Below are 11,784 nucleotides of genomic sequence, written 5' to 3'. Positions count from 1 at the left end.
TTACGCCCGAATATGACCTAATCGAAGTCCTGCCAATAGCAAAACGCACACATAAGCAGCGCCTCCTCCAACGACCACTAACAACATCTGCCTGACTCTCATCCAGACATCTCCCGCCATCCAGATATCAGCCGGCGGGCTCAACCACACAATAACAGCGAGCAATGCAAACAACGCTAGAAACAGTCTGATTAACAGTAACATCCAACCTGGTTGCCATTTAAAAACACCTTCTTTTATCAAACCACGCAACAGCATTCCCGCATTCAAAAAAGCAGACAAAGCCGTCGCCATCGCCAAGCCTACATGCTGAAAGTTCCAGATCAATAACAAATTAAGGATCATATTAGCCACCATTGCCTGGACTGCTATTTTCACGGGTGTTTTCATATCCTGTCGCGAAAAATAACCTGGCGCCAGCACCTTGATCAGCATAAACGCTAACAATCCACAGGCATAAGCCTGCAAGCTCATTGCCGACATGGCGACATCTCTGGCCGTCAACTCGCCATATTTAAACAAGGTAATGATTAGCGGCTCAGCCAGCAAAATAAGCGCCAATGAAGCAGGCAAGCCAATCAGTAAAATCATGCGTACCGCCCAATCCAACGTATGCGCGAACTCTTTCGCCGAACGGCTTGCATGCTTACGCGCAAGACTTGGCAAAATAACGGTTGATATTGCAATACCGAACACCCCTAGCGGCAATTCTGTCAACCGATCAGAGTAATACAACCACGACACACTACCGGTTTGCAGAAAGGACGCTAATACAGTATCCAGCAAGAGATTAATCTGGGCTACCGACACGCCAAACAAGGCAGGAAGCATCAATTTAAGAATGCGCTGCACACCTTCATCCTGCCAGCCAAATACAGGCTTTGGCAGCAATTTCAGATGCGCTAAAAAAGGCAATTGGAAGACCAATTGCACCGTTCCTGCCATTAATACGCCCCATGCCAGCGCCACAATAGGTTCATCGAACATAGGGCTCAGAAAAACTGCCGAACCTATCAAACAGATATTCAATAACACCGGGGTAAACGCAGGAATGGCAAAACGTCCGTAGGTGTTGAGAATAGCGCCTGAAAATGCCGTTAACGAGATCAGTAACAAATAGGGAAATGTGATCCGCAACATTTCAGATGCGAGCTGAAATTTGTCGCTGTGACCCGTATAAAATCCAGGCGCGAATACAGCAGTAAGCACCGGTGCCGCCAACACAGCGACAATCGTAACCATTAACAAGATAAAACCCAACGTACCGGCCACCCTGTCGACCAACTGCTGAACAGCTGCGTGATCCTGGCGCTCCCGATACTCGGATAGAACAGGGATAAATGCCTGCGAGAAAGCACCTTCAGCAAATAAACGGCGCATAAAATTAGGAATTTTAAACGCGATGAAAAATGCATCCGCACTGCCGCTGGCACCAAAATAACTGGCGATCACCACATCGCGAACCAACCCTAAAACACGCGAGAATAGGGTCATTACACCCACCACACCACTGGAACGCAGTAATCCCCCTCGCTGCTTAACCTCTTCAGCGCCATCTTTATTCACATCATTCCCTTCAATATAAAACTATTTACGCCATGCATCTTATCGATTTAGAAATAAACTTTCTTGTTTTTTGTTGACAGCGAGCGAAAAAATATGAATAATCTTGCGTCTCAAATTCTGGTGATTTACCAGATAGATACTAACCCTATTTTAGAAGGAGCCGGATTGTGGCTAACTCCGCAGGATCTCGTAAACGCGCTCGCCAGTCGGAGAAACGTCGTCAGCATAATGCTAGCCTCCGCTCCATGGTTCGTACGTACATCAAAAAAGTTACTGCAGCTATCGCTGGCGGTGACAAAGCTGCCGCTAATGAAGCATTCAAAATAGCGCAGCCAATCATGGACTCCGCTGTTACTAAAGGCATTTTTGAGAAAAACAAAATTGCACGTAGCAAGAGCCGCATGAACACACGTATCAAGGCAATGGCTTAATCACCAACGTCTGTTAAAAAAACCGGCAATTGCCGGTTTTTTTGTGTCTGCTTTTTGCCGGTCTTAACGCCATCAAACCAGCACAAGGTTATCCCTATGAACCAACTCTTCCTCACTAATATAGCCCAGGGCAGCAGATATCAAAGCACTGGGTTTGCCCACAATCTTACGAGCATCTTCCGCTCCATAATTCGCTAAACCTCGCGCTACCACTTTACCCGCCTCATCCGTGAGTAACACCATCTCGCCACGCGTAAAAGCACCAGACAAACTCCGCACACCTGCTGGCAGCAAACTCTTACCGCGCTCAGTCAACGCCAAAACCGCCCCAGCGTCCAACACCAGGGTTCCCCGTGCTTGTAGATGCCCCGCCAACCACTGCTTTCTAGCCACCATAGGCGTACGCTCAGGCACCAACAAGGTTCCAAGCACATCGCCCTGCTTCAGCCGCAGCAAAACATTATCTTCCCGCCCGCTAGCGATCAGCGTAACAGCCCCCGATCGCGCCGCAAGTTTAGCCGCTCTCACCTTGGTCGCCATACCACCACGACCTAACTTACCACCGTCACCCGCCATCGCCACCAGCGACTCATCTTCTGCACGCGCTTCAGAAATTAATTCAGCCTTAGGATCAAAGCGAGGATCCGCCGTATACAAACCCAACTGATCAGTCAGCAAGATCACAGCGTCCGCTTCAATCAGATTTGCCACCAATGCAGCTAACGTATCATTGTCACCAAAGCGAAATTCATCCGTTACCACCGTATCATTTTCATTGACCACCGGAACAACCCCCATTTCCAGCAGAGTTTTGAGCGTGGCCCGGGCGTTCAGGTAACGATTACGATTAGTGAGATCATCATGTGTTAATAAAATCTGAGCCGTATGCGTACCATGGCGCTGAAAGTTAGCCTCGTACGCCTGCACCAACCCCATCTGACCAACCGCAGCCGCCGCTTGCAGGCGATTCAATTCTTTCGGGCGTACAAGCCAACCAAGCCGAGTCATACCTTCTGCCACTGCTCCAGAGGACACCAGAACAATCTCCATCCCCTGCGCTCTCAGCGCCGCTAATTGATCCACCCAGCGACCGATCGCCTCTGCATCCAAACCCTGACCATCATTGGTCAACAAAGCACTGCCAATTTTAACAACCCAGCGACGCGCCTTTTGCAATTTATCTCGACTTACTGTCACATCCATTCCTACCGGCTACACTCAGCGGACATATTCCACATCGACATCATAATCGTCATCATTGAAGTCGTCATCTTCATCGATATCAAGATCCTGGTCGCTATCACGTTTTTTACGCATAGACTGACGCAAGCGCTCGATATGCAAACGCGCCTCAGCATCCACCAAGGCACGAATCTTATTCTCTTCCACCTGCAATTCAGGATCAGCCATAAAGGCCGCTGCACGCCCATCAAGGAAGTTCTGAAGATCCATGGTCAACGGCTTCACACCGCTTTTATCAATGGCTGAAATACGATACACCGGACCTTCCCAGGCCAATGCATCAATCACCGACTGACAGCGTTCATCCTGCTCATCTGCCGGCACCATATCCAACTTATTCAACACCAACCAACGCGGCTGATCCGCCAACGTCTGACTAAATTTGGCCAGTTCCTGCACCACTATTTTTGCCGATTCAGCCGATGTTTGTTCATCCCATGGAGCCATATCAACAACATGTAATAACACTCGATTTCGCGCCAGATGCTTAAGGAAACGAACCCCCAAACCTGCACCCTCAGCAGCACCTTCAATAATGCCGGGAATGTCCGCCACTACGAAACTACGGTTACGCTCGGTACGCACTACGCCTAAGCTAGGCACCAGGGTCGTAAACGGATAATCGGCGACCTTCGGCGTTGCTGCAGAAACCGCTCGCACAAACGTTGATTTACCCGCATTAGGCAAGCCCAACAAACCCACATCAGCCAATACCTTAAGCTCTAGCTTAATGTTACGGAACTCACCAACACTACCATTACTAGTCTGTCGCGGAGCACGGTTAACACTACTTTTATAGCGCGTATTACCCAAACCGTGGAAGCCACCCTGGGCAATTTTTTCAACCTGCCCTATCTCGGTCAAATCCGCCAACACTTCATTGGTATCTATATCAATAACCGTCGTACCCACTGGCACTTTCAAGACAAGATCATCGCCTTTATTGCCCGAGCAATTACGCCCCATACCACCCTGCCCCGTCTGCGCTTTATGCACACGGGTAAAGCGAAAATCAACCAGCGTATTCAACCCGGCATCGGCTTCCATATAAATAGAACCACCATCGCCACCATCGCCGCCATCAGGACCACCCTTGGGTATATACTTCTCGCGACGGAAGCTAAGACAACCATTGCCACCCTTACCCGCTTCCACAGTGATCGTCGCTTCATCTACAAACTTCATACTCTACCTCCCAAGAACAGTCCCGCTTAAGCATAGCGCGAGTACTGATCAGAAACAAAAAAAGCCCCGCACAGCGGAGCTTTTTTCAGCAACAAAGCCAGTTTTTACGCTGGAACGATGCTGACGAATTTACGGTTTTTCGCGCCTTTGACTTCGAATTTAACCACACCGTCTGCTTTAGCAAACAGAGTATGATCTTTTCCAAGACCCATGTTGGTACCTGCATGAAAATGCGTACCACGCTGACGAACAATAATGTTACCTGCGACCACGATCTGCCCACCAAAACGCTTAACACCTAAACGCTTGGATTGTGAATCGCGACCATTTCGAGTAGAACCACCCGCTTTCTTATGAGCCATTTTCTATCTCCCGTCAACGCAGCTTATGCGCTGATTCCAGTAATTTTAACTTCAGTAAACCACTGACGGTGGCCCTGACGCGTCATGCTGTGCTTACGACGACGGAATTTAATGATCGTTACTTTAGCGCCACGACCATTACCGATCACCTCAGCAGTGACTTTAGCGCCTTCAACAGTCGGCAAGCCAACCTTAACGTCATCGCCATTGCCGACCATCAGAACACGATCAAACTCAATGCTAGTACCAGCTTCAGCTGACAATTTCTCTAGCTTAAGAGTATAACCTTCCTTCACTCGGTACTGCTTTCCACCGCTTACGATTACTGCGAACATTTACTTCTCCAATTTACGCTTATCCGGCTACTAAAACGAAGCCTACTTCTAATGGACAACCCATATGGTAGGGAGCTAAGTTGGATAAGCTCAGGGCGCGAGATTTTAAAGCAATCAGATGAATAACTCAAGCAATTTGCAGTCTGCACTGTCAATTCTTGACACTCTACTCAGCAACACCTAGCATGCCCGCTATTGCCCATATTATGATAATTAAGTGTCGCATGCAGCCATATCAATTAAATCCAGCTATAGAACCACAATTCGCATCTGTAAATGATTATATAATCAATCATTTAGGATCAAATGTTCCGCTCGTCGAAAAGATCGGACACTATATTGTCGAGAGCGGCGGTAAGCGCCTGAGACCCTTATTGGTACTTTTAGCAGCCAACGCCTGCCAATATTCAGGCAAGCATCATATTTCGCTTTCTGCGGTGATTGAATTCATTCACACGGCAACGCTGCTGCATGACGACGTGGTAGATAACTCAGATCTACGTCGCGGCAAAGATACTGCCAATGCAAAATGGGGCAACGCTCCCAGCGTTTTAGTCGGAGATTTTCTATACTCTCGCGCATTCCAGATTATGGTTGAAATCGGCAGCATGCCAATTATGGCCGTCATATCTAATGCGACTAATGTGATTGCAGAAGGCGAAGTACTGCAACTCTTAAACTGCCGCAATCCCGACACTACCGAAGACGCCTATATGCAGGTAATCATCGGCAAAACCGCCATGCTCTTTGAGGCCGCCACTGAAGTTGGCGCGATTTTGGCTAACGCCCCGAAAGAACAACAAGAAGCACTGCGCAATTACGGCCGCCATCTAGGTATTGCTTTTCAATTAGTTGATGATGTCATGGATTACCTCTCGACTGCGGAAGAAATGGGCAAAAATGTGGGCGACGATTTAGCTGAGGGAAAACCCACTTTACCTCTGATTCAGGCGATGAAAGCAGCCTCCGAAGAAGACCGACAACTCATACGAAAAACCATTCGCAAGGGCGGACTAGACGACTTAAAACCCGTCATTGAGATTGTTCGACAGACAGGTGCCATTGAGTACACTCAAGAAAAAGCGCTGGCACAAGCCGACCTTGCAATCGCCGCCCTGGCCGCATTACCTGAATCTTCTTTCAAAGAAACACTGACACTCCTTGCACATATTGCCGTTAATCGAAACGCCTGATATGCAAACAAATAATGGAACACATTTTTACTCTGTTTTGATAGCAGAATCAAAGTAGGCAGGAAATTCAAATCCTGCCTACTCTTTACTCCCTTGTAAATAATTAACTCAAATAGCTCTATTTATCGCTAACGAATAGATTTTATTCCAAAAAATTCAAGCCACAGCAATGGCCCTCAGCATCCAAGAAAGCCTACTTCATTCAAAAAACTATCATCTCAAACAAGAAAAAACGCTATTTCGATCAATTTACCTGACTCAAACCGTGCCTCCGGCACTCCAAACCGGTATAATCAATCGATATTTTTGACGACAATTTCTCTAGATAAACAGGTTCCACATGACTAAAGCTTCCTCTTTTGAACGCGAAGACCTGTTGAAATGCGGGCACGGCGAAATGTTTGGACCGGGCAACGCACGACTTCCGATCGGCAACATGCTGATGATGGATCGCATCACCAGCATTTCTGACGATGGTGGACAGTATGGCAAAGGTGAAATCATTGCCGAACTCGACATTCATCCCGACCTCTGGTTTTTTGAATGTCATTTCCCGACCGATCCGGTAATGCCGGGCTGTTTGGGACTGGATGCCATGTGGCAGATTGTTGGCTTTTATCTTGGCTGGCGTGGCAACAAAGGTCGCGGGCGCGCCTTAGGATCGGGAGATGTAAAGTTCACCGGACAAGTGCTACCCACTGCCAAAAAAGTAACTTACCATATAGAATTAAAACGTGTCATCGAACGTAAATTGGTCATGGGCATTGCCGACGGCACCGTTTCTGTCGATGGTCGTGTAATATATACCGCCAAAGACCTGCGCGTTGGCTTGTTCACGTCGACTGACAGCTTCTAAGAATATTACTCAGTCCTGCCCACCACACCGATTAAATTTATGGTGGGCTTTACGGACAATAATATCCTCTAACAAATAAAAAGCAGATCCTATTAACAGGAGATACAACATATGCGACGCGTTGTAGTGACAGGAATGGGTATCGTATCCTGCCTGGGTAACGATAAAGAAACTGTACTTGATTCATTGAAACAAGGCCGTTCCGGCATTAAGTTTCAGGAAGAGTACAAAGAACTTGGGTTTCGCAGTCATGTAGCCGGTAGCATCGATATTGATCTGGATGCGCTGATCGACCGTAAACTGCGTCGTTTTATGGGCAATGCTGCCGCGTATTCTTATCTGGCAATGGATCAGGCCATTAAAGACGCTCAACTCAGCGACGATCAGGTTTCAAATGTTCGCACAGGACTGATTGCAGGCTCTGGTGGCGCTTCCTCTGCGGATATCGTTGAGAGTGCAGATATTCTACGCACAAAGGGTGTGCGTCGAGTAGGGCCTTATCGCGTCACCCGCACTATGGGTAGCACGGTATCAGCTTGCCTGGCGACACCTTTCAAAATCAAAGGCATTAATTACTCCATTACCTCGGCTTGCGCCACCAGTGCTCACTGCATCGGCAATGCGATGGAACAGATCCAGATGGGCAAGCAGGATATTGTTTTTGCCGGCGGTGGTGAAGAACTCCACTGGTCTCTTACTGTGATGTTCGATGCCATGGGCGCGCTATCCAGCAAATACAACGATACACCGGAAAAAGCATCCCGTGCATATGATGCCAATCGAGACGGTTTCGTTATTGCCGGCGGTGCTGGCATGCTGGTATTAGAAGAACTGGAACACGCTAAAGCACGCGGTGCTAAAATTTACGGCGAATTAGTCGGCTACGGCGCAACCTCTGATGGCTACGACATGGTCGCCCCTTCAGGTGAAGGCGCAATGCGCTGCATGCTGCAAGCAATGAGTACCGTTGATGGTAAAATTGATTACATCAACTCGCATGGCACTTCAACTCCAGCCGGTGATATGCAAGAACTCAAAGCAATGAAGAACACCTTTAGCGATGAGATGCCACCTGTCAGCTCCACCAAATCACTGACAGGTCACTCACTGGGCGCCACTGGCGCGCAAGAAGCAATCTACAGTCTTCTGATGATGGAGAATGACTTTATTTGCGCCTCTGCTAATATCGACGAACTCGACCCGGAAGCGGCAGGCATACCTATCGTTACCGAACGCATCGATAACATTAAGCTAGATCGCGTGATGTCTAACAGCTTCGGCTTTGGCGGCACCAACTCAACACTGGTATTCCAACGCTTCGAAGACTAATAGAATCAGCCACAAAAAAACCGCCGATTGGCGGTTTTTTATTTTTTAAACTTATTAGCGCCTACACTTTTGTAGCTTCGGGGGCTTCAAGCTGATCCATTTGCTCAAGCAACCAGCCCACCGATTCTGCATGCACTTCATCAACACTGCGCCCAACAGAAGCAACTGGCTTACCTATACGTAATATAATAGTGCCGGGATATTTAATGAAGCTTTTTCCAGGCCAGTACACACCTGCGTTATGCGCAATCGGCACCACAGGTACTTCAGAGCTTACCGCCAACATCGCTCCACCTTTATTAAATTTGCCTCGCTCACCCACCGCCAATCGGGTTCCCTGAGGAAAAATAACAATCGGAATACCTCTACCTAAGCGGTCTTTACCTTCTGACAGCAACGCCTTCAACGCGCCACGTTTCTGGCTTCTATCCAACGCAATAGGATCCAATAAGCCCATTGCCCAACCAAAAAATGGCATTTTTAAAATTTCTTTCTTCAAAACAATACACTGAGGACGAATCAAGATTTGAAAGTAAATAGTCTCCCATTCGCTCTGATGATTAGAAATCGCCACATAAGCCCCTTCTTTCGGCAAATTTTCCAACCCTTCCACCTGCAGCTTCACACCACAGCAAATACGCAACCAGGCAATATAAAAATAGTTGATTTGAGTTACAAACTTGAAACGCTGACGAAAAGGAAGTGGCCGCGCAACAACCACACACAACACACTATAGAATACCGTGGCAGGATAAAATGCCAGATAATAAAGAGCCGCCCGAAGATACCCCAATGCCGTTTTGTCTTGCTGTACCATTAATTATCCGCCTGTTACGGGTGGGAAAAAAGCAATTTCATCCCCATCTCTGATAGCAGCACTAAGACTCGCCATCTCCTGATTAACCGCAATCAACAGATTAGGCACCAACAACACCTTCCCCCACTGATCACCTTTTGCCTTCACCAAAGAGGCCAGTAATGCCTCTACTGTTGAAAGACTCTCATCCCATGCCCAGCACTCCTGGCTCACACCTAGTTGCTCACGTACACTGGCAAAAAAAACAAGTGATATCATCATTAACCTTCTATTATCCAATGGCCGCTTTTACCACCTTTCTTTTCCAACACCTTAACCTGCGTAATCACCATCCCTTTATCAACCGCCTTGCACATATCATACAAAGTTAACGCCGCCACGGTAGCTGCGGTTAATGCTTCCATTTCAACCCCCGTCTGGCCCGACAAGCGACATAGCGTAGTAATACAAATAGCTGATTTTTCCACATCAGGCTCAAGCTCTACAGACACTTTAGTTAACATTAACGGATGACAAAGCGGTATCAGTTCACTGGTTCGCTTAGCCGCTTGAATACCCGCTATTCTGGCAACGGCCAACACGTCCCCTTTCTTATGACCACCGGACGTAATCATCTGCAGCGTTTCGGGTAACATAACTACTTCAGCATACGCACGTGCTTCACGAACCGTTATCGCCTTATCAGAAACATCCACCATATGCGCATGGCCCTGATCATCCAAATGCGTCAATTTAGTCACGCATATCACCTTTTTTCAATTCAGCATTAACGACGGGGTAAGCATACATTTGCCGCATGATTTCACTTTCGCGATGATTTAATCCAGCAAACCGCTTTTCAAAAGCGTCTTGATCTTGGGTTGTCACCTTTTCAAGCCGACCTGCGGCAATATAGTTCGAGGGGTGTAAAAAATAATTTTGATGGATTTGACGATCCAATTCAGCCGCGAGCACTTCAGGCGAATCAAAATCCTCAACGATAACATCGCCGAAATGAATATGAACCGCCCCTTTGAATCCAGTAATACCCTGCACAATACTTTCTATATCCTCATGCTGCCCCTTTTCATAGACACCGTCTTGCTCATGAGCCGCTAACTCTCTGGCCTTTGCCTGATCACAAGGATCGAATTCATAGGAAATAGAAACAGGCACTATCTTCAAACGCTTAATCGCTTCTGGAAAACTTCGCTGTTTACGCTGACTCATATAGAACATTTTCAGAAGAGCAGGGTCTGTTTTATCATTACCGTTTTTTGCCCTACCTTCGCGCTGCGCTATCCAAACCGATTCACCTTCCTGAATACTGTGATCGATATAAGCCGAAAGCTGAGTCACAGCAGCCATCATCTGACGCGGACCTTTAGGAGAACGTTTAACAATGAAACTTTTATTCAAACGCATCAAATCAGATATATAAGGCTTACTCAGAAGATTGTCGCCAATCGCAACCCGTACGGTCGGTAAATCACGCTGATAGTGAGTCCAATTGACAAAGGCTGGATCCATCGCGATATCACGGTGATTAGAGACAAATAGATAGGCTTCATCGTCTTCAAGATTATCCATACCTGAACAGCTTAGCCGGGTCGTCGATCGGGCTATCATTTTAGCCATATATTTAGCGACCATACGCTGGAACCGCTTAACGGACTGAATTTCCCCAAACTCCCGGGCAAGACCAATACGCACAACAGGCCTTAGTAACCTGGAAATCCAAGCGGGTAATGAAGGAAATTGATATTGAGTTACCGCGCCAATCAACTCATTGTCGTACAGTAAATTTTGTAATACAGCCTCTACTTCATGGTCATAATAAGGGCGTATATCTTTGAATGGGTCTTGTTGCACGTTAACTTCCATCAAGATCTCTAATCAACCAATAAAGCCCATATTTTACTCGCTAACGTGAGTTAAACCCAATGATATTGACCAAGCAACACCGAAAATAGTGCATAGCTCAACAAGGACAACAAATACTTCGTATAATTATTAATATTCAAACCGTTATACCCACAAGCGGTATATCATGTTGGCTTCTTAATTAGCCACAACTACTCACAGGAAAAGCTGATGCAAGAGATCTATCCAATTATCAAACATTTACATTTAACCAGTGTCGCACTGAGCATTCTGTTTTTCATAGCGCGCGGAATCGGCATGCTCTTTGATGCCCAATGGTTGCAAAAGAAACTGGTAAGGGTCTTGCCTCATATTATCGACACTATACTATTAGCCAGTGCCATCGGACTGACTATTATACTAAGCGAATATCCTTTTCAGGCTAACTGGCTGACAGCAAAGGTTGTCGGTTTAGTACTTTATATTGGCTTTGGCACCATTGCACTTAAGCGCGGGAAGTCTAAAGGAATACGTATAGGTGCCTTCGTTATCGCACTGCTAAGTGTGGGTTACATACTCAGCGTTGCCATCACTCATAACGCAATGCCCTGGAGCTAAGCACAGCC

14 protein-coding genes are annotated in these 11,784 nt (G+C 47.1%); 5 read left to right on the top strand and 9 right to left on the bottom strand.

Going from position 1 to position 11,784, the window contains the following annotated elements; genetic code table 11:
- Positions 1 to 1,494, bottom strand: coding sequence for a murein biosynthesis integral membrane protein MurJ (gene murJ / locus Nant_RS11735; RefSeq protein ID WP_082400234.1), 1,494 nt, complete (start codon positions 1,492 to 1,494; stop codon positions 1 to 3).
- Between the two features lie 239 nt (positions 1,495 to 1,733).
- On the opposite strand from murJ, the gene rpsT reads away from it, so the two are divergent.
- The gene (gene rpsT / locus Nant_RS11730; protein ID WP_054341845.1) at positions 1,734 to 1,997 is read left to right on the top strand and encodes a 30S ribosomal protein S20; all 264 of its coding nucleotides are present in this window, start codon (positions 1,734 to 1,736) and stop codon (positions 1,995 to 1,997) included.
- Between the two features lie 72 nt (positions 1,998 to 2,069).
- On the opposite strand, the gene proB is transcribed toward rpsT, so the two are convergent.
- The 4 genes from proB to rplU all read right to left on the bottom strand — a co-directional run bounded on the left by proB (position 2,070) and on the right by rplU (position 5,121).
- A complete protein-coding gene (proB, locus tag Nant_RS11725) occupies positions 2,070 to 3,194 on the bottom strand; it encodes a glutamate 5-kinase (protein WP_244894286.1) in 1,125 nt (374 codons plus the stop codon).
- A gap of 21 nt (positions 3,195 to 3,215) precedes the next feature.
- On the bottom strand, positions 3,216 to 4,424 hold the full coding sequence (gene cgtA, locus Nant_RS11720) for an Obg family GTPase CgtA (protein WP_054341843.1): 1,209 nt from the start codon (positions 4,422 to 4,424) through the stop codon (positions 3,216 to 3,218).
- Positions 4,425 to 4,528: 104 nt separating this feature from the next.
- On the bottom strand, positions 4,529 to 4,786 hold the full coding sequence (gene rpmA, locus Nant_RS11715) for a 50S ribosomal protein L27 (RefSeq protein ID WP_054341842.1): 258 nt from the start codon (positions 4,784 to 4,786) through the stop codon (positions 4,529 to 4,531).
- Between the two features lie 23 nt (positions 4,787 to 4,809).
- Positions 4,810 to 5,121 carry a 50S ribosomal protein L21 gene (gene rplU / locus Nant_RS11710; RefSeq protein WP_054341841.1) on the bottom strand — a complete coding sequence of 104 codons (312 nt, stop codon included), beginning with the start codon at positions 5,119 to 5,121 and terminating at the stop codon, positions 4,810 to 4,812.
- 224 nt (positions 5,122 to 5,345) lie between these two features.
- Here rplU and ispB point away from each other — a divergent pair, with 224 nt between their 5' ends.
- The 3 genes from ispB to fabB all read left to right on the top strand — a co-directional run bounded on the left by ispB (position 5,346) and on the right by fabB (position 8,499).
- A complete protein-coding gene (gene ispB / locus Nant_RS11705) occupies positions 5,346 to 6,314 on the top strand; it encodes an octaprenyl diphosphate synthase (RefSeq protein ID WP_054341890.1) in 969 nt (322 codons plus the stop codon).
- 340 nt (positions 6,315 to 6,654) lie between these two features.
- Positions 6,655 to 7,170, top strand: a complete 516-nt coding sequence (gene fabA, locus Nant_RS11700; RefSeq protein ID WP_054341840.1) for a bifunctional 3-hydroxydecanoyl-ACP dehydratase/trans-2-decenoyl-ACP isomerase — start codon at positions 6,655 to 6,657, stop codon at positions 7,168 to 7,170.
- Between the two features lie 111 nt (positions 7,171 to 7,281).
- Positions 7,282 to 8,499 (top strand): beta-ketoacyl-ACP synthase I, encoded by a 1,218-nt coding sequence (fabB, locus tag Nant_RS11695; protein ID WP_054341839.1) that lies wholly within the window; start codon positions 7,282 to 7,284, stop codon positions 8,497 to 8,499.
- 61 nt (positions 8,500 to 8,560) lie between these two features.
- Here fabB and Nant_RS11690 read toward each other — a convergent pair whose 3' ends face one another.
- Genes Nant_RS11690 through Nant_RS11675 form a run of 4 tightly spaced genes read right to left on the bottom strand, consistent with a single transcriptional unit; the run spans position 8,561 to position 11,179 of the window.
- Positions 8,561 to 9,316 carry a lysophospholipid acyltransferase family protein gene (locus Nant_RS11690; RefSeq protein WP_054341838.1) on the bottom strand — a complete coding sequence of 252 codons (756 nt, stop codon included), beginning with the start codon at positions 9,314 to 9,316 and terminating at the stop codon, positions 8,561 to 8,563.
- Between the two features lie 3 nt (positions 9,317 to 9,319).
- Positions 9,320 to 9,577 carry a molybdopterin converting factor subunit 1 gene (gene moaD, locus Nant_RS11685; protein ID WP_202905005.1) on the bottom strand — a complete coding sequence of 86 codons (258 nt, stop codon included), beginning with the start codon at positions 9,575 to 9,577 and terminating at the stop codon, positions 9,320 to 9,322.
- The gene (gene moaC / locus Nant_RS11680) at positions 9,577 to 10,056 is read right to left on the bottom strand and encodes a cyclic pyranopterin monophosphate synthase MoaC (protein WP_054341837.1); all 480 of its coding nucleotides are present in this window, start codon (positions 10,054 to 10,056) and stop codon (positions 9,577 to 9,579) included. Before moaC ends, moaD begins: the two co-directional genes overlap by 1 nt.
- Complete coding sequence (locus Nant_RS11675; protein WP_179078935.1) at positions 10,049 to 11,179, bottom strand: 1-acyl-sn-glycerol-3-phosphate acyltransferase; 1,131 nt, start codon at positions 11,177 to 11,179, stop codon at positions 10,049 to 10,051. Before Nant_RS11675 ends, moaC begins: the two co-directional genes overlap by 8 nt.
- A 210-nt stretch (positions 11,180 to 11,389) precedes the next feature.
- On the opposite strand from Nant_RS11675, the gene Nant_RS11670 reads away from it, so the two are divergent.
- Positions 11,390 to 11,776 (top strand): SirB2 family protein, encoded by a 387-nt coding sequence (locus Nant_RS11670; RefSeq protein WP_076496044.1) that lies wholly within the window; start codon positions 11,390 to 11,392, stop codon positions 11,774 to 11,776.
- Positions 11,777 to 11,784: the final 8 nt, after the last annotated feature.

Origin of the sequence: Neptunomonas antarctica (assembly GCF_001305295.1) — a bacterium.
Classification (GTDB): domain Bacteria; phylum Pseudomonadota; class Gammaproteobacteria; order Pseudomonadales; family Balneatricaceae; genus Neptunomonas; species Neptunomonas antarctica.
Note: the sequence above shows the minus strand (reverse complement) of the source record. Positions and strands in the feature narration are given on the sequence as shown.